This window comes from Bacillus sp. MRMR6, from assembly GCF_001940785.1.
Classification (GTDB): Bacteria; Bacillota; Bacilli; order Bacillales; family Cytobacillaceae; genus Neobacillus.
Genome location: NZ_MSLS01000001.1, coordinates 1 through 17,292 on the forward strand (window position 1 = coordinate 1; position 17,292 = coordinate 17,292).

The following is a 17,292-nucleotide window of genomic DNA, read 5'->3' on the forward strand; positions in this document are numbered from 1 at the left end:
ATTATCTTTTGGAACAATGAGATCATAAATTCCTATATATGGGCTAAGATTGAATGAATCTTGAAAGGAAATCATTTCGGTACCACCTTTAAAGTCTTGTTACCTTAATTATAAAATAAAAAGCAGTTGAAGGGTTGATAAAATCAACCTTCAACTGCCTCAAAACAAAGGACTTTTTCAGTGCCCTCAGCGTAGCGACGAGGAGGCTCCCCGGCACGCCCGCGGAAAGCGAAGCACCTGGAGGGGAAATCAACAGGCCTTGGTGCATAGGCAATTAAATCAAAAACAATCAATTTTTTAAATCAAACAAAATGAAAAATTGCCGAGAAAACTACCCTTTCTCGACAATCTGTCGGTCGTACTCGACCGATTTTTTTGTTGTATGATCAATGCTGTTAGTCAATTTTGCATATTTCTGTTGGGCATTCTTCACAATCAATTTCCATCTTTAAATACTCTAGGTCATGGATGGTAATGGAACCTTTATCAATTGAAATAATACCGTTTTTTCGCAAATCACTTAATAATCGATTGACTACCTCACGTGAAGTTCCACAGAAATTCGCCAGCTCTTGGTTTGTTAAGGGTAATTCAATCAGGACTCCCTGATTGGTTTTAATTCCATAACTGTTTGTAATTCTAATAAGAGTGGAATATAAAGCGCCTTTTTTTCCATGAAGTACCAAGTCGCGGAATTTTGTTTGGGTTTTTCGATATTGCTGACTCATCCATTTTATAAATTCTAAAGAGATCGCAAGGTTTTGCGCCAGTTTTTCCTCTAAGACATCTCTCATTATTACAGCAACTTCTCCACTTTCAACCAAACGAGCACTTAATAAGTAACGAGGATTAGGAGAAAATAAATCTAATTCCCCAATAAAGTCACCTTTTGAACACATTCTTAAGGTAAGCTCGCGTCCATCAGGAATAATTTTACTGATTTGAATGATTCCGCTTTGGACGATAAATAGTTCTTCTGCTGCCGAACCTTCTTGAAATAGAAAGGTCCCTTTTTCGACCTTCTTAATATGGTGAACAGTTTCAAATAGTTGTGTTAATTTTGCAGGTATTTCCTTAACTGACTGCATGCTAATAACCACCTTTAAAGGGGCGAAATCAATCGCAGATTTGATTTAATAAATGACAGTCAAAGGTTTCATTTACTAGATATTACTATAATTATATTGTTTACAAAGATTATAAATCAATATTTGTGTAATAAGTTCATACAATCGTCAAAAAATAAATACAGTAGGATTGGAAAAATTGTTGAATTTATTTACCAACAAAAAGTTTGCAGGAAATTCCTATCATGTAGTTAGTTGTTAAGGAAATAATACTACTGTACTTTGAAAAGGAGGAAAAGATATGGGGCAAAATAAACAGTTTAAAGCAGGGCAAAAGGCACCAAATAACGGTGTTTATGTAGAAATAGGTGAGACAGGTTCCAATGTCATGCACCCTAAGAGGATAAGGTTAAAAGCTGGAGATCCTTTTCCGGAAAATTCAAACCATAACCGTATTTGGAGCTACAAACACAAAGACCAAGAATAGGAAAAGTCATCCATTTGGATGGCTTTTTATTTGGCTAACAATGTTCAAAATTATACTTTCCTTATGCATAAAAAAACTAAGGCATTCACCTTAAGGACATGGCGAATGCCTTAGTTTTTCTAAACATTTTTTACATAATGATTCAGTTCGTTTATAATAATAAATAATAGGTCAAAAAAGGTCAAATGGAGTGATGTAGATGGATTTAAATCGAATGACAGAGCATCTGCAACAGGGCATACTAGATGCCCAGTCTTTGGCGATAAAACATAATCATCAAGAGGTAGATGAATCACATTTGTTTGTTACACTGCTTCAACAATCGGATAGCCTAATAGGGGCCATCTTTGAAAGGTCAGGGTTACCTGCCAATCAGGTTGAAAAGGTCTTATCAGATGTATTAGCTAAAAAGCCCCAGGTTACTGGGAGTGGTGCTGAGCATGGAAAATTATATATTACTTTAAAGCTTCAGCAGCTCTTTGTTCGTGCGGAAGAGTTTGCGGCTAAATTTTCGGATGATTATCTATCTGTAGAGCATATGTTATTAGCTGCTTCATTCGCAGCAGATTCGGAAATAAGCAAAGTTTTAAAAAATAGTGGAATAACGGCTGAACAGCTATTGAAGGCAATTAAAGATATAAGGGGGAATCAAAGAGTGACGACACAGAATCCTGAAGCTGTTTACGATGCCCTAAATAAATACGGAAGGGATTTAGTGAAAGACGCAAAGTCAGATAAATTAGATCCTGTCATTGGCAGAGATGCAGAAATACGGCACGTAATTAGAATTTTATCGAGGAAGACTAAAAATAATCCAGTATTAATTGGGGAACCAGGCGTAGGTAAAACGGCAATTGTTGAGGGTCTTGCACAACGAATAGTAAGAAGAGATGTACCTGAGGGATTAAAAGATAAGACCATTTTCTCACTGGATATGAGTGCTTTAATAGCTGGTGCCAAATTCAGGGGAGAGTTTGAGGAAAGGTTAAAAGCCGTTTTAAATGAGGTGAAAAAAAGCGAGGGTCAAATTTTATTATTTATAGATGAATTACACACCATTGTGGGAGCTGGCAAGACTGAGGGAGCAATGGATGCAGGTAATATGTTAAAACCTATGCTAGCACGGGGAGAGCTGCATTGTATTGGTGCCACAACGCTGGATGAGCACAGGAAATATATCGAAAAGGATCCAGCACTTGAACGGAGATTTCAACAAGTACTTGTCCAAGAGCCTAATGTTGAGGATACAGTTTCGATATTACGTGGCTTAAAAGAAAGGTTTGAAGTGCATCATGGTGTAAAAATACATGATCATGCTCTTGTAGCGGCTGCGACTTTATCTGACCGATATATAACCGATCGGTTTTTACCAGATAAGGCAATCGATTTAATTGATGAAGCATGTGCCCTTATCCGAACTGAAATTGATTCAATGCCTACTGAACTAGACGAGGTATCGAGGAGAGTAATGCAGCTTGAAATTGAAGAGGCTGCTTTAAGAAAAGAGCAGGATGATCCAAGTAAACAGCGGCTTGATTCGCTGCTTAAAGAACTGGCGGAGCTCAAAAGTCAAGCTAATAAAATGAAAGCCCAGTGGTTAAATGAAAAGCAGGATATCCAAAGATTGCAGGAAAAAAGAGAACTAATTGAAAGACTGAAAAGGGAACTACAGCAAGCAGAGGATAAGTATGATTTAAATCGTGCTGCAGAGCTCCGCCACGGTCAAATCCCGATAGCTGAAAAAGAGTTAAAGGAGCTGGAATTAACAGCAGCAAACAGCGTACGCCTTTTACGAGAAGAGGTTACGGGAGATGAAATTTCTAATATTATCTCAAGGTGGACAGGGATTCCGCTGTCAAAACTTGTAGAGGGTGAGCGAGAAAAGCTGTTAAGATTAGAATTGTTGCTGCATGAACGGGTTATTGGTCAAAACGAGGCGGTTCAACTGGTTGCAGATGCTGTTTTGCGAGCAAGGGCGGGTATTAAAGACCCAAATAGACCTATAGGTTCATTCCTCTTTTTAGGACCTACTGGTGTAGGAAAAACAGAACTAGCCAAGGCCTTAGCAGAATCGTTATTCGATAGCGAGGAGCATATTATCCGTATCGATATGTCTGAATATATGGAAAAGCATGCTGTTTCAAGGTTGATTGGCGCACCGCCGGGTTATGTTGGCTATGAGGAAGGAGGACAACTAACAGAGGCTGTTCGAAGGAGACCGTATTCAGTCATTCTAATGGATGAAATTGAAAAAGCCCATCCGGAAGTATTCAATATTTTATTGCAAGCATTAGATGATGGAAGGATTACTGATTCTCAGGGTAGAGTGGTTGATTTCAAAAACACAGTAATTATTATGACTTCTAACATTGGCTCTCAGTATTTACTCGAACGAAGTGACAATGCAAATGAAATTTCGGAATCGACTAGAGAAAGAGTTTTAAGTCAACTAAAATCCCATTTTCGTCCGGAATTCTTAAACAGAGTGGATGAAACCATCCTTTTTAAACCGTTATCGCTGGCAGAAATTAAAAATATTGTAGTTAAAATGATGAGTGATTTACAGAAAAGAATTGAAGAACAACATATAAATTTAGAAATTAGTAATACAGCAAAAGAGTTTATCGCAGTTAACGGTTTTGATCCCATTTATGGAGCAAGACCATTAAAAAGGTTTATTCAAAGAAATCTCGAAACAAAACTTGCAAGGGAAATTATTGCAGGTAAAGTACATGAGCATTCAACAGTTCATGTAACAACTGAAAATGATGAATTAACATTAACAATATCTAATTAAGCTATAACAAAAAAAGGTCATCCTTGGAAAAGGATGACCTTTTTAAATAAATTTAATGTTTTTCAGCCGGTTCATTAGGAATTACAGCAGAAGCGATAATAATTAAAACGGTTACACCAATCGAAACAATCGCACCTGACATAAAATTAAATACTCCACCTTCTGTCATTGAACTCACAACATATGAAAGCATCTGCACTAAAAGGAACGTCCAGAAAAAAGTCCAAAAATATCTCATCGTATTCACCTCTAACCCTATTTTACATCTCTTATCATATTACCATACGCTATCAAATTTAAAAACAGAAAATTAGACATTTATTGCTCTTTGTATAGAAAACTTCTTAAAGCAAAAATAGTGAACCATGAACTAGGCTAAATCCCTTTCAACTTATGTGAACTCACATACAATAGTTTGAGGAAATATGTAAAAGGAGATTTAGCGATGGAAAACCGTAATTTTCAGATGGATTCCCAATGGAATATCATTCATTACCCAGAAAAACCAACCGGGTTTGGAATCTTAATTATTGGAGATGAACGACATTTTGTGGATGAAAATAAGTGCTTTTGGTCACAAAATGAAGGGAAGCTGGCCATTATCAACCAATTTAAAGATGCAGGGTATATAACTTTTTCCTCGAACTTATATGGGAGAAATTGGGGTAGTGAAAATGCTGTAGAATTGGCACAAAGGTTATATCAGAGAGTAATCAGAAGTGAAATCTTAAATAATAAAATCCATATATTAGCTGAAGGGATGGGGGCGCTTGTAGCGGTAAAACTTCTTGAAAAAATGAATGGCCAGCTAAGGTCAGTCGTCTTAGTAAACCCGGTGCTATCCTTAAAGAAGCATATCGAACAAGAAAAGGAACATAAATTCTTTTATAAGAAGCTGATTAGAGAACTTACGTCAGCATATAAAATGGATCAGGAAAAGCTTGAAAACCAGCTTGTTCAGGCTGACAATAATATTAAGCTTGATTCTGAGATTCCAATAAAAATTATCCATGTTTTATCCGGGGGTAAATCATACAAACAATCTAAACAGCTACAGCAATTATTGGGCACCACAAATCTAAGCCCAACCTTTATTGTCTCGGAAAAAAAGCCTCAACTGGGATATATGATTAATCAATTTTTTAAGAATAATGAACACGACCTTTAAGTAAGAGCCTTCCCTTAAAACTAATAATTCTTCCTAATACCGCATAGGATGCACTATAGGACGATAGGGGAGGTTTATTCATTAATGGACAAGGTTGTCATCATAAATGTTTTTGGTTTTGTTAGCTTTCATGTCTGTAAAACAATGCTAAACAAAGGTATAGAAGTAAGAGGGATTAAAATAGAAAATGGAGAAAATAAAAGTGATTATACAGAAGATATGAAATTGGAGATAGGGCGTAATGCGAATTTTAAGGAGTGTTCCTTAGAAGCTTGGGTGAATAATCCCCCAGAGTACGGAGCAATTACATTAATGTCTTTATACGATCTTTATATGACTAACAACGAAAGAATAATCCAAGAGAATTCAGTAATGGAACCAATTATGAAACATCTTAAAAAGAGTAAAGATATGTCTGGAATGCTTGCATTACTCATTCCAAGCCAATTACTTTCAACCGAACTTTCTTCACCAGTGGAAGTTGAGATGCGAAATTTCCTAAATATCTTAAAGGGACTGAATTCGAACATACAATATATATATTTGCCAACTGTTTATGGCCCATGGCAGCCTTCAACCTTTGTTTTTCAACATTCAATCATATCAAAATTGAATAGGAATACAGATTTTGGTGGAATTAGAGAAGAAACCAGAGATGCTCTGTTTGTTAATGATACAGTAGACTCAATTATGGAGATATTGGAAAGTAAAAAGCAGGGGAGCTACCTACTTGAAAGCGGTAAAGAAAACCAATGGACCTTGTGTGCAGAGTTCTTAAAGATCGAAGGTCGTTTTCTAAACGTCCAAAAAAGTCAAGATTTCACGAAATCACATACCAGAATAATAGTAAAGCAAGAAACTCTGTATTCTGATGCACTCTTAGAACAAGTAAATCATACAAATCGCATATATCGTGTATAATATTGGATATGCTAAAAAGACAATACTACCAGCTAGGCAAATTTATTTCTTAAAGGAGTTACATATGAATCAAGATAAGTCGTTGCAATTCTTACAAATAGCTATGAAATATTTACCTGAAGCTAAAGAGCAGTTTGAAAAATCAGGAATGGAATTATCAATGGAAGCAATAGAGCCATTTATGAATCTTTTTACGAAGGTTATGCAAGAAGCTTATGAACTTGGATTTGAAGACGCTAAAAAGGCAACTACTCAAAGCTAAAGGAATGAATGAAACAAAAGAAATGAGCTGCCAAGGTTACAGCTCATTTCTTTTTCCAAAATTGTTCTATAAAAGGGTATATTTTTTTAAATACGGGCTTTAAATTTTGGGCAGATTCCATAAGTATGTCTATATTTTCTAGTAAAGTCCCATAATCTATAGATGACTGATTGTGTGTTGGTGTTTGTTGTTGGGAGCGGTGCTCTCTTTTTTCTCCAAACATGAACCGCGCAAAACGATCTTCAGGAAGAACCTCGTTATTTTGCAGGCCTTCATCCATAAAGCTATCCTCGTTATTTTGCAGGTCTTCATTTATAAAACTATCCTCGTTATTTTGCAGGTCTTCTTGCTTGTCTTCATCCATAAAGCTATCCTCCTAAATATCCTTTTCTTTGTATAAGGTATGTAAATCATGTCAATTTGGTTTGGGATATGGCTGTATTTAATAGTTGCTAAAATTAGCAGTTATTTGATAATATTAGTACCAAGTCATAATAATTGATAATAAAAAAGGAATATATAAGGAGATGGCTCCATGCAAGCTGGTATTATTGGAATTGGCAGGTACCTACCAGAAAAAATCGTGACTAACGCAGATTTAGAGAAAATAATGGATACTTCAGATGAATGGATAAGAACCAGAACAGGTATTGAGGAAAGACGGATAGCGGATGAAAATACTAGTACTTCCGATATGGGATTTGCTGCAGCTAAAAAGGCAATAGAGGATGCTGGTGTTTCAGCAGATGAAATTGATTTAATTCTGGTAGCCACAGTAACACCTGATCAGCCATTTCCATCAGTGGCTTGTATGCTTCAAGAACGCCTTGGGGCAAAAAAGGCTGCTGCAATGGATGTTAGCGCCGCATGTGCGGGCTTTATGTATGGGATTATTACGGGTAAGCAATTTATTGAAACCAATGCTTATAAGCATGTACTAATAGTAGGAGTGGAAAAACTCTCGAAAATTACCAACTGGGAGGACAGAAATACCGCTGTTTTATTTGGTGATGGTGCAGGCGCAGTCGTCTTAGGTCCAGTTTCTGAAAATAGAGGTATACTCTCCTTTGAACTAGGAGCAGACGGTACTGGAGCAAAACATCTCTATCAGGAAGAATTTATTATTATGAACGGCCGCGAGGTATTTAAATTTGCAGTGAGACAAATGGGTGAAAGTTGTATCAATGTGCTAGAAAAGGCGGGGTTAACGAAAGAAGATGTTGATTTCCTCATTCCACATCAAGCTAATATTCGGATTATGGAAGCATCAAGGCAAAGGCTGGAATTGCCTGAAGAAAAAATGTCGAAAACCGTCCACAAATATGGCAATACATCTGCTGCCTCGATACCAATTTCAATTGTAGAAGAATTAGAGGCCGGAAAAATTAAGGATGATGATGTTATTGTAATGGTAGGATTTGGTGGAGGCTTAACCTGGGGTGCAATCGCGATGAGATGGGGAAAATAATTAATAAGAGACCCACCATAGATTATTGATAAGTTATCTGGTAAAGAATAAAGGAGATGTCTCATATGGAAAAGCGCAGGGTTGTGGTGACTGGCCTCGGGGCAGTAACACCGCTTGGGAATGATGTTGAAACGACTTGGAGATCCATTCTTGAGGGTAAGTCGGGAGTTGGACCTTTAACAAGAGTAAATGCAGATGAGTACCCAGCGAAGGTTGCTGCACAGATAAACGATTTTGATCCTGAAGTGTTCATAGAAAAAAAAGAAGCTAGGAAGATGGATCGTTTTACTCAATATGCCGTTGCGGGTGCATTAATGGCAGTAAAGGATGCTGAATTAACGATAAACGAAGAGAACGCAGAGCGCATTGGTGTTTGGATTGGCTCTGGTATTGGTGGCATGGAGACATTTGAACAACAGTATGAGATTTTTCAAAAAAGAGGCTACCGACGAGTGAGTCCTTTCTTTGTTCCAATGTTGATTCCAGATATGGCGACCGGGCAAGTTTCTATAACGCTAGGGGCTAAGGGCTTCAATTCTTGTACAGTAACGGCTTGTGCAACCGGAACCAATTCAATTGGTGATGCGTTCAAAGTGATCCAGCGCGGAGATGCTGATGCCATGATAACAGGTGGAGCAGAAGCGCCAATAACAAAAATGTCTGTTGCAGGTTTCTGTGCAAATACTGCTCTTTCCTCTAATCCAGACCCAGCAACAGCCAGTAGACCATTCGATAAAAATCGCGATGGCTTTGTCATGGGAGAAGGTGCAGGTATTGTGGTTCTTGAAGAATTAGAACATGCTTTAGCACGTGGTGCTAAGATTTATGCAGAAATAGTTGGTTATGGTGCTACGGGCGATGCCTACCACATAACAGCTCCTGCTCCTGCAGGTGAAGGCGGAGCCCGAGCAATGAAAATGGCTATACAAGATGGAAGTTTAACTCCTGAAGAAATTGATTATATTAATGCGCATGGAACAAGTACTGAGTATAACGATAAATTTGAAACATTAGCTGTAAAAGAAGTCTTTGGAGATTATGCTTACAAACTGGCGATAAGTTCGACTAAATCGATGACAGGCCACCTTCTTGGAGCGGCTGGCGGTGTAGAAGCAATCTTTACCGTATTGGCAATCAGAGATAGCATTCTTCCTCCAACCATCAATTATGAAACACCAGACCCTGAATGTGATTTAGATTATGTACCGAATAAAGCCCGTTCCAAAGAAATCAAAGCGGCCTTGAGTAATTCATTAGGATTTGGCGGTCATAATGCAACCATCGTATTTAGAAAATATCAGAATTAAAAAAACTGACCAGGTTTCCTGGTCAGTTTTTTTATGGCTGTATATATATGAACATCTCCTTCCTTCCTTCATAAAATATGGAAAAGAATATGGAGTGAGAGTATGAGTGTAATTCGGACAGATAGGTGGCTAGAGGAGGATATCGACCATCCAGTAAAAATTTGTGAGAAACTTGAGCCAAATTTTAAAGGGCATGATGCTGTTGGCATTTATCGAATTTTAACAAAGTTTGGCATGTATAAACCAACAAAGGGAACAAGAGGAGTTTATGAGGGTTTGAAGGAAAAGGATACATGGGAGTGTGTAGAGAAAATATATCAAAATTATAAAAAAAAATGGGATGGTCCTAATATTCCAATTTATATTTTCCCGACTTACCAGTCAAGTGGTTTATTTTCACGAGGTGAAAGATTAAAAGGAGGGGTATCATTTCCTGATAAGTTGTTTCTTTTCCTATCAGACAAGGTGGCACCTCAAGATGTTGAGTCGCTGTTTGTTCATGAATATCATCATGTTTGCAGATTAAATATGCAGAATAAAAGTTTTGAAGACTATACTTTGCTCGATTCAATCATAATAGAAGGCCTGGCTGAATATGCTGTATTGGTAAACTGTGGAAGGCAGTATCTCGCAAATTGGTGCACGATGTACAGTGAATCTGACATTCAGTACTTCATGGAGAAATATTTGAAAGACAATTTAGGAAAGAAGAAAATGGAAAGAGAACATGATGAACTTCTGTATGGCGGCGGGGGTATCCCCAACATGCTTGGATATTCAGCAGGTTATAAGATTGTTGAGAGATACTATCAAACAAATAGTTATTCCACAAAACTATCTTTTACTACTCCTTCAAAAAAATATATTGTAGAACTTATTGAATTTTCAAGGGAAAACCCTGATTAGTAAGGGTTTTTCTTTATATTTTGAAAACGAAATATTCTAAGTTTTTAAAAAAGTATTGCAAATGTAATAATCCTGTAATAAAATTCTATTTAAATATAAGGAATTTACAGAATAATTTAAAAAGTAAGAAGGTGTACAATGAGCACAAAAAAGTCATTACTCAAAGAGGCACCATTGCTCGAGGTGAGAAACTTAGAAACCGCGTTTGATATAGATGGTAACGATTATAATGCAGTTGATAAAGTTTCCTTTAAAGTTAAACCACGCCAAATTGTTGGTGTTGTCGGTGAATCAGGTTGTGGTAAATCTGTTATGAGCCTATCAATTATGCAATTGTTACCTAAAGGAATAGGGAAAATAAAATCAGGTGAAATCATTTTCGATGGAATTAATCTCGAAAAAATGTCTGAAAATCAGATTAATAGTATTCGTGGTAAAGATATTTCTATGATTTTCCAAGAGCCGATGACATCATTAAACCCAGTATTTTCTATTGGCTATCAACTACAAGAAGTTCTTTTTAATCACACAAAAATTTCAAAGAGTGAAGCCCGCTTAAAGAGTGTAGCTTTATTAAAAAGTGTAGGTATTTCTAGGCCGGAGAAAATTGTCGATGAGTATCCACACCAATTATCGGGCGGCATGAGGCAAAGGGTTATGATCGCTATGGCAATTGCAAATCAGCCGAAGCTGCTAATCGCTGACGAGCCAACAACTGCACTGGATGTTACGGTCCAAGCCCAAATACTAGAGTTGTTAAAGGAAATACAAGAAGTAAATGATATGTCTGTTATTCTCATTACTCACGACCTTGGTGTTGTAGCTGAAATGTGTGATGAAGTAATCGTAATGTATGCTGGTAGAATAGTAGAACGGACAGATGTTGATACGCTCTTTTATAATCCAAAGCATCCGTATACAACTCTTCTATTAGGTGCCATTCCAAAAATGGATGAAGAAGAGGAAAGACTAAGCACCATACAAGGAATCGTACCATCTCTTACAAATATGCCAACGGTGGGCTGTCGTTTTGCTCACCGCTGTCCTAGCTCAATGCCAGAATGTCTAACTGAAACCCCTTTGCTAAGAGAAGTAGAACAGGGGCATGAGGTAGCCTGTTTACTTTTTGAGACTAGTAGACAGAGAGAAGGAGTGAGGAAATGAGCACGAAAACATTACATAAGAATACGCCGCCAACCTCACAGGTGGAAAATCTACTAGAAATAAAGAATTTAAAAACCTATTATCCCGTTAAGGGTGGATTCTTTAGACGGACGATTGGAAATGTGAAAGCGGTTGATAATATATCCTTTGAAATAAAAAAAGGGGAAACTCTTGGACTTGTTGGAGAGTCTGGCTGCGGTAAATCAACTGCTGGCAGAACTATTCTGCGACTATTAAAACCTACTGAAGGAAAAATCATCTTTGATGGTAAAGATATCACGAAAGTGACAGGAAAATCACTCCGCGAGATTCGGAGAGACTTGCAAATGGTATTCCAGGATCCTTATGCCTCCCTTAATCCAATGCAAATGGTAGGTGATATCATTGCTGAACCTATCTATAACTTTGAGAAAAAGAGTAAAGCTGAATTAAAGATAGAAGTTATGGATTTGCTAGGAAAAGTAGGACTTCCAGAGGATGTCTATTATAAATATGCACATGAATTCTCAGGTGGTCAACGTCAGAGGATTGGTATTGCAAGAGCCCTTGCGTTAAGACCAAAGTTAATCATAGCTGATGAACCAGTTTCTGCACTAGATGTATCGGTTCAATCTCAAGTGTTGAATCTTTTAAAAGATTTACAAGGCGAATTTGATTTAACATTCCTTTTCATCGCTCACGACTTAAGTGTTGTTAAACACATGAGTGACCGAATCGGTGTAATGTATTTAGGAAACATGGTAGAGGTTGCGGATAAAGATAGTATGTATGCCGAACCTCTCCACCCATATACACAGGCGTTAATTTCTGCGATTCCTTCTCCAGACCCAAGAAAAAAGAAGGAGCGGATCATCTTAAAAGGTGATGTGCCTAGTCCAATGAATCCGCCAATTGGATGCCCGTTTCATCCGCGGTGCCCAGTGGCGATGGACGAATGTTCGAAGTCAAAGCCGGTTTTAAAGGAGGTGAAGCCCTCTCACAGAGTCGCTTGCCACCTTTATTAAAAAAAAAAAATTCTCATAGGGGGGAAAACAAATGAAGAAGAGAAGTATGCTCTGGCTAGCTGCACTAATGTTAGTACTATCTGCATTTTTAGCTGCATGTAGCGGTGGAGAAAAAGCAGGTACAGAAAAGGAAGAAGAAGGTAACAAAGGAGAAGAACAAGCAACAAATGAACCACAGGATGGCGGGACTCTAATATATTCACTAGACTCAGCTCCTGAAGGTAAATTCAACATCAATTTCTACGGAACTGCAACTGATGCTGAAGTAATCGATTTCTTTGACGAAAACCTAATTGATTTTGACGAAAAATTACAGCCGCAACCGTATATCGCTTCTTGGAAGACAGAAGACAACAAAGTCTATGACTTCACAATCAAGCAAGGTGTTAAATGGCACAATGGTGAAGAATTAACAGTACAAGACTGGGAATTCGCTTTAAAGGTACTTGCTGATAAGGACTATGAAGGTCCGCGATATGCAAACGTACAAAACATAGAGGGTGTACCAGCTTATAAAGAAGGTACAAATGATACAATTTCTGGTATTAAAGTTGTAGATGATTACAACATCCAAATCACTTTTGACAAAGCTCGTGTAAACAACTTAGAAAACCTTTGGACATACGCTATGTCACGTAAGGAATTCGAAGGTGTCGCGGTTAAAGATATGATGTCTTCTGAGCAAGTTCGTACTAAGCCAGTTGGTTTAGGACCATTTAAAGTATCTAAAGTTGTTGCAGGTGAGTCTGTAGAAATGGAGCGCTTTGATGATTACTTTGGTGGTAAGCCGCATCTTGATAAAGTAATCTTAAAAGTGATTGATCCTACTTTAACAGTTGGAGAACTTAAAAACGGTACACTTGATATGACTTCTTTCCACCCAAGTATTATCAATGAAGTTTCTGCACTTGATAACGTAGAAGCTATTCAATACCCTGGCGTAAGCTACTACTATGTAGCATTTAAGTTAGGTAACTGGGATGGAAGCAAAAACGTAATGGATGAACCAAAATATCAGGACAAAAAGCTTCGTGAAGCAATGTTCTATGCAATTAATCGTGAAGAATGGGTTAAAGCGTTCTTCTATGGTGTAGGTAAGCCAGTAAACCGTCCAGTTCCAACAAATCACTGGATTGCTGCTCCAGATAGTGACCTAGAAGCTTATGAGTATAACCCAGAAAAAGCGAAAGAAATCTTAGATGAAGCTGGTTACAAAGATACTGACGGAGATGGTTTCCGTGAAGATCCAAATGGAAAAGAATTCGTTGTAAACTTTGCTCACTATGCTACATCAAACCCAACATTTGAAGCACGTGCTAAAGCAATGACTCAATATTGGGAAGAAGTTGGATTAAGATCAACTCTTACTATGACTGATGCAAACCTTTACTATGATATGCTTGAAAAGTCTGATAAGTCAATGGAAGTATTCTTCGGTGGCTGGTCAACTGGTTCTGATCCAGATCCATCACCACTTTGGAGATCTGACGCACTTTGGAACTACCCTCGCTGGGTAAGTGAAAAGAGTGACGAATTACTTGATCAAGCGATTGATATGAGTGTAGTTGGAACAGATGCTGATAAGCGTAAAAACCTTTACATTGATTGGCAGAAGCATTTCATGGATGAGCTTCCGATCCTACCAATTGCTGAGCTAGAAGAAACAATGGCAATTAACAAGCGCGTACAAGGTGTTAAGTATGATGTTTCTGGAGCAAACCGTCCAAATGAATGGTGGATTAAGAAATAATCAAAGCAGACTAACAGGCATTAGGCTATGTTAAATGCATAACTAATTTTAACTTAATCTTGTGAATCAAATGGGATGAGGCTTTTCAGAGAGGGCAATCTCTGCTAGGTCTCTCCCATTTGAACGCAAGATGAGAAAAACACCTAGTTTAACATAGTTTATAGATAAGGAGAATGCACATGTTGAAGTATGCATTTCGAAGAATATTGGCCATGGTTCCAATGTTATTCCTTATCTCCATTGTAGTGTTTTCCTTAGCAAAGTTAATGCCAGGGGATGGTATCAGTGGAGAAATCGATCCAAGAAATACAAGTCCCGAATATATTGCTGAAATGCGTGAAAAATTGGGATATAATGACCCATTACCGCAACAGTATTTTCGTTGGATCACTGGCTTCGTTGAAGGGGATTTTGGAAAGTCAACTCGCTTTAAAATTCCGGTAGCAGATGTAATTATGGAAAAAATTCCAAATACACTTTTGTTAGGTTTTACCTCTATAACAATTACTTATATTCTCGCATTTCTAATGGGCACATTTGCTGGCCGAAAGCCATATACACTTGGTGATAATTTAATAGCTGGTTTTAACTATATCGGTTTGGCTATTCCATCATTCATTGCAGGGGTTTTTGCCATATATTTCTTTTCGTTTACCTTAGGCTGGTTCCCATCAAATGGTTCAGTCGATATACAGATTGAAGATGGAACACTTCAATGGTACTTAAGTAGAATGCACCATGTTATATTACCAGCAATTGTATTAGGTCTTTTAAGTACAGCAAGTTATACACAGTTTTTACGTAACGATATTATCGAGAACAGTAGAAAAGACTTTGTCCGGACTGCAAGAGCAAAAGGTACTCGGGAGAAAAAAATCTACAATGTACACATTTTACGAAATTCCATTATTCCGCTTATTACCTTTTTAGGATTTGATATTGTAGCAATCATCAGCGGTGCAATTATTACTGAAACAATCTTTACTTATCCAGGAATTGGACAACTATTCCTACAATCCGTAAGTACAAGGGATTATCCTGTTTTAATGACGTTAACAATGATGTTTTCATTCATAACACTGATAGGTAATTTAATTGCTGATTTATTATACGGTGTTGTAGATCCGAGAATTAGGTTGGATTAAGGGGGGAAATACGATGGAAGTTGTAACTCAGAAGAATACAAATTTAAAGGCAACGCCCCCGAAAAAAAGTCTATCGCCTTGGGCAATAGCTCGTAAGAAGTTCTTGAAAAATAAGCTAGGAATGATAAGTCTTACCTTCTTAACAATTGTAGGGATCATATCACTACTAGCTCCATATATAACTACCGCAGATATTACAAGAATTAACATTAGTGAAATGGGATTAAAGCCATCAGCTGACCATTGGCTGGGAACTGATAAAAGTGGTCGGGATGTGTTCACAAGACTCCTTTATGGTGGCAGAATATCGCTTTTGGTTGGATTGTCCTGTACATTCTTTGTAATCGTACTTGGAACAATTGTCGGTTCAATTGCAGGGTATTTTGGGGGAACAGTCGACAATATATTAATGAGATTTACTGACTTTGTATTAAACTTTCCTTTTCTAGTATTTGTTATCGTAATCAATGCGATTCTTTTTGGAATTGTTTCAGGTGTATGGGTACTAATTGGCGTAATCAGCTTGCTCAGCTGGGGGGGAATCGCCCGGATTGTTCGAAGTAAAATTCTCGCAGAGAAGGAAAATGAATATATAATTGCTGCGGTATCAATTGGCTGCTCACCAGCTAAAGTAATCGTAAAGCACCTATTACCAAATGTACTTTCAACCATTATTGTTCAGGCTACCATAACATTTGCTTCCATGATAGTTGTAGAAGCAGCATTAAGTTATTTAGGGTTCGGTGTACCACAAGAAATACCTAGTTGGGGGAACATGTTGAATTCAGCAAATGAGCCAGATGTCCTTCAATTTAAACTATGGATCTGGGTACCGCCAGCTTTAATCATTACCATGACCATCTTATCAATAAACTTCATCGGTGAAGGGTTAAAAGATGCCTTCAACCCAAAATCGAGAAGATAAAAAGTCTACCTAAAAAATGGTAGACTTTTTATTTTTTTTAGGTTTAAATATGATAAAACTGCCATTGATAATAGAATGTGGAGCAAAATATAGTTTAAGGAATAAATTAACTTTCGTCTGCCCATACTGATTGACAAACAGTTTCTTGAAGTGAGGGGTTGTACAATGTTGTATCTTCATGATGTATGGGTAAATTGGTTTGAAGGTGAAGAAAACGGATATAATGTATGTCACTTTCATGAATGGCGAAAAGATGACGGTGTCGAATTATTAGACCAAGTCCCTTTGTTAAAGGTTGAAACAGTCCTCTTCAATTATATTGAAAATGATTTATCGGAATTACCTCAACAACTTCTAGATGAAATTTTTCAAAAAGCGTATTTAAGAAAGAACCATGAGCGTGTTCAGCTAGAGTATTGTTTTGTAGTTACTGACGGAGTCGGAATTTTGGCAGTTGATACCATTGGATATTCGATACCAATCCGAAAAAGCAGACTTATTCCAAGACAAGAACAACTTGTATACGAAATGATTACTGGACATGACGAAAAGAAATTTCATTTCCAGCAAAACTCTGATTTAAAGGATTTTCATATTTTATCACCTGAGCCCATCTTAATGTCAGGTTTAACTCGGAAGGAAAGACAGCTCAAGCAGTTGCTCTTCATGGCTCTAGACCAATTGCATTCCTCAAGTAATGAGGCAGAAGTTCGTTATTGGTTTACAGAATGGTGTCCTGAAAGGTATTCTGACATACAAGAGTTGAACTTTGAAAATGCGTGGCAGCAGCTATTCGAGGAAACGAAATATGGATGGTCAAAAAGACATGAAAACTTTTGTGAAAATCTTATAAAGGGACAGCCGTTTTTTGAGAAACTATGGGAAATAGAACATGGTTCTAAGGTGAACTAAAAAAGCCTG

At 37.5% G+C, this 17,292-nt stretch carries 17 protein-coding genes; 14 read left to right on the plus strand and 3 right to left on the minus strand.

Annotated elements, in window-relative coordinates:
• Positions 1–395 precede the first annotated feature (395 nt).
• Positions 396–1,088, minus strand: a complete 693-nt coding sequence (locus BTR25_RS00005; protein WP_075684881.1) for a Crp/Fnr family transcriptional regulator — start codon at positions 1,086–1,088, stop codon at positions 396–398.
• 280 nt (positions 1,089–1,368) lie between these two features.
• Between BTR25_RS00005 and BTR25_RS00010 the strand changes: the two genes are divergently transcribed.
• Both BTR25_RS00010 and clpB read left to right on the plus strand, forming a co-directional pair.
• Entirely contained in the window at positions 1,369–1,554 is a 186-nt protein-coding gene (locus tag BTR25_RS00010; RefSeq protein WP_075684883.1) for a YjzC family protein, read from the plus strand.
• 199 nt (positions 1,555–1,753) lie between these two features.
• Positions 1,754–4,351 carry an ATP-dependent chaperone ClpB gene (gene clpB, locus BTR25_RS00015; protein WP_075684885.1) on the plus strand — a complete coding sequence of 866 codons (2,598 nt, stop codon included), beginning with the start codon at positions 1,754–1,756 and terminating at the stop codon, positions 4,349–4,351.
• Between the two features lie 52 nt (positions 4,352–4,403).
• On the opposite strand, the gene BTR25_RS00020 is transcribed toward clpB, so the two are convergent.
• A complete protein-coding gene (locus BTR25_RS00020) occupies positions 4,404–4,589 on the minus strand; it encodes a YjzD family protein (protein ID WP_075684887.1) in 186 nt (61 codons plus the stop codon).
• 207 nt (positions 4,590–4,796) lie between these two features.
• On the opposite strand from BTR25_RS00020, the gene BTR25_RS00025 reads away from it, so the two are divergent.
• From BTR25_RS00025 to BTR25_RS00035, 3 genes are all read left to right on the plus strand, one after another.
• On the plus strand, positions 4,797–5,519 hold the full coding sequence (locus tag BTR25_RS00025) for a hydrolase (RefSeq protein WP_075684889.1): 723 nt from the start codon (positions 4,797–4,799) through the stop codon (positions 5,517–5,519).
• Between the two features lie 84 nt (positions 5,520–5,603).
• On the plus strand, positions 5,604–6,440 hold the full coding sequence (locus BTR25_RS00030; RefSeq protein ID WP_075684891.1) for a hypothetical protein: 837 nt from the start codon (positions 5,604–5,606) through the stop codon (positions 6,438–6,440).
• 64 nt (positions 6,441–6,504) lie between these two features.
• Positions 6,505–6,702 carry a ComZ family protein gene (locus tag BTR25_RS00035; RefSeq protein WP_075684893.1) on the plus strand — a complete coding sequence of 66 codons (198 nt, stop codon included), beginning with the start codon at positions 6,505–6,507 and terminating at the stop codon, positions 6,700–6,702.
• 43 nt (positions 6,703–6,745) lie between these two features.
• Here the strand turns inward: BTR25_RS00035 and BTR25_RS00040 are convergent, their stop codons facing one another.
• Positions 6,746–7,066, minus strand: coding sequence for a hypothetical protein (locus BTR25_RS00040; RefSeq protein ID WP_075684895.1), 321 nt, complete (start codon positions 7,064–7,066; stop codon positions 6,746–6,748).
• Between the two features lie 171 nt (positions 7,067–7,237).
• Here BTR25_RS00040 and BTR25_RS00045 point away from each other — a divergent pair, with 171 nt between their 5' ends.
• The 9 genes from BTR25_RS00045 to BTR25_RS00085 all read left to right on the plus strand — a co-directional run bounded on the left by BTR25_RS00045 (position 7,238) and on the right by BTR25_RS00085 (position 17,283).
• Positions 7,238–8,170 (plus strand): beta-ketoacyl-ACP synthase III, encoded by a 933-nt coding sequence (locus tag BTR25_RS00045; protein ID WP_075684897.1) that lies wholly within the window; start codon positions 7,238–7,240, stop codon positions 8,168–8,170.
• 65 nt (positions 8,171–8,235) lie between these two features.
• Positions 8,236–9,477, plus strand: a complete 1,242-nt coding sequence (gene fabF, locus BTR25_RS00050; protein ID WP_075684899.1) for a beta-ketoacyl-ACP synthase II — start codon at positions 8,236–8,238, stop codon at positions 9,475–9,477.
• 102 nt (positions 9,478–9,579) lie between these two features.
• Positions 9,580–10,383 carry a DUF2268 domain-containing putative Zn-dependent protease gene (locus BTR25_RS00055; protein WP_075684901.1) on the plus strand — a complete coding sequence of 268 codons (804 nt, stop codon included), beginning with the start codon at positions 9,580–9,582 and terminating at the stop codon, positions 10,381–10,383.
• Positions 10,384–10,521: 138 nt separating this feature from the next.
• Positions 10,522–11,547, plus strand: a complete 1,026-nt coding sequence (locus BTR25_RS00060; RefSeq protein WP_075684903.1) for an ABC transporter ATP-binding protein — start codon at positions 10,522–10,524, stop codon at positions 11,545–11,547.
• Positions 11,544–12,551: an ABC transporter ATP-binding protein gene (locus BTR25_RS00065; RefSeq protein WP_075684905.1), complete on the plus strand. Its 1,008-nt coding sequence runs from the start codon at positions 11,544–11,546 to the stop codon at positions 12,549–12,551. Before BTR25_RS00060 ends, BTR25_RS00065 begins: the two co-directional genes overlap by 4 nt.
• Positions 12,552–12,582: 31 nt before the next feature.
• Entirely contained in the window at positions 12,583–14,301 is a 1,719-nt protein-coding gene (gene opp4A, locus BTR25_RS00070; protein WP_075684907.1) for an oligopeptide ABC transporter substrate-binding protein, read from the plus strand.
• A gap of 179 nt (positions 14,302–14,480) precedes the next feature.
• Positions 14,481–15,446: an oligopeptide ABC transporter permease gene (gene opp4B, locus BTR25_RS00075; protein WP_075684909.1), complete on the plus strand. Its 966-nt coding sequence runs from the start codon at positions 14,481–14,483 to the stop codon at positions 15,444–15,446.
• A 13-nt stretch (positions 15,447–15,459) separates the two neighbouring features.
• Positions 15,460–16,371 carry an oligopeptide ABC transporter permease gene (gene opp4C / locus BTR25_RS00080; protein WP_075684911.1) on the plus strand — a complete coding sequence of 304 codons (912 nt, stop codon included), beginning with the start codon at positions 15,460–15,462 and terminating at the stop codon, positions 16,369–16,371.
• Between the two features lie 165 nt (positions 16,372–16,536).
• Positions 16,537–17,283 carry a YjbA family protein gene (locus tag BTR25_RS00085; RefSeq protein ID WP_075684913.1) on the plus strand — a complete coding sequence of 249 codons (747 nt, stop codon included), beginning with the start codon at positions 16,537–16,539 and terminating at the stop codon, positions 17,281–17,283.
• Positions 17,284–17,292: the final 9 nt, after the last annotated feature.

Coding starts and splice junctions, on each gene's coding strand:
- BTR25_RS00005 (WP_075684881.1), bottom strand. CDS start 1,088: ATGCAGTCAGTTAAGGAAATACCTGCAAAATTAACACAACTATTTGAA.
- BTR25_RS00010 (WP_075684883.1), top strand. CDS start 1,369: ATGGGGCAAAATAAACAGTTTAAAGCAGGGCAAAAGGCACCAAATAAC.
- clpB (WP_075684885.1), top strand. CDS start 1,754: ATGGATTTAAATCGAATGACAGAGCATCTGCAACAGGGCATACTAGAT.
- BTR25_RS00020 (WP_075684887.1), bottom strand. CDS start 4,589: ATGAGATATTTTTGGACTTTTTTCTGGACGTTCCTTTTAGTGCAGATG.
- BTR25_RS00025 (WP_075684889.1), top strand. CDS start 4,797: ATGGAAAACCGTAATTTTCAGATGGATTCCCAATGGAATATCATTCAT.
- BTR25_RS00030 (WP_075684891.1), top strand. CDS start 5,604: ATGGACAAGGTTGTCATCATAAATGTTTTTGGTTTTGTTAGCTTTCAT.
- BTR25_RS00035 (WP_075684893.1), top strand. CDS start 6,505: ATGAATCAAGATAAGTCGTTGCAATTCTTACAAATAGCTATGAAATAT.
- BTR25_RS00040 (WP_075684895.1), bottom strand. CDS start 7,066: ATGGATGAAGACAAGCAAGAAGACCTGCAAAATAACGAGGATAGTTTT.
- BTR25_RS00045 (WP_075684897.1), top strand. CDS start 7,238: ATGCAAGCTGGTATTATTGGAATTGGCAGGTACCTACCAGAAAAAATC.
- fabF (WP_075684899.1), top strand. CDS start 8,236: ATGGAAAAGCGCAGGGTTGTGGTGACTGGCCTCGGGGCAGTAACACCG.
- BTR25_RS00055 (WP_075684901.1), top strand. CDS start 9,580: ATGAGTGTAATTCGGACAGATAGGTGGCTAGAGGAGGATATCGACCAT.
- BTR25_RS00060 (WP_075684903.1), top strand. CDS start 10,522: ATGAGCACAAAAAAGTCATTACTCAAAGAGGCACCATTGCTCGAGGTG.
- BTR25_RS00065 (WP_075684905.1), top strand. CDS start 11,544: ATGAGCACGAAAACATTACATAAGAATACGCCGCCAACCTCACAGGTG.
- opp4A (WP_075684907.1), top strand. CDS start 12,583: ATGAAGAAGAGAAGTATGCTCTGGCTAGCTGCACTAATGTTAGTACTA.
- opp4B (WP_075684909.1), top strand. CDS start 14,481: ATGTTGAAGTATGCATTTCGAAGAATATTGGCCATGGTTCCAATGTTA.
- opp4C (WP_075684911.1), top strand. CDS start 15,460: ATGGAAGTTGTAACTCAGAAGAATACAAATTTAAAGGCAACGCCCCCG.
- BTR25_RS00085 (WP_075684913.1), top strand. CDS start 16,537: ATGTTGTATCTTCATGATGTATGGGTAAATTGGTTTGAAGGTGAAGAA.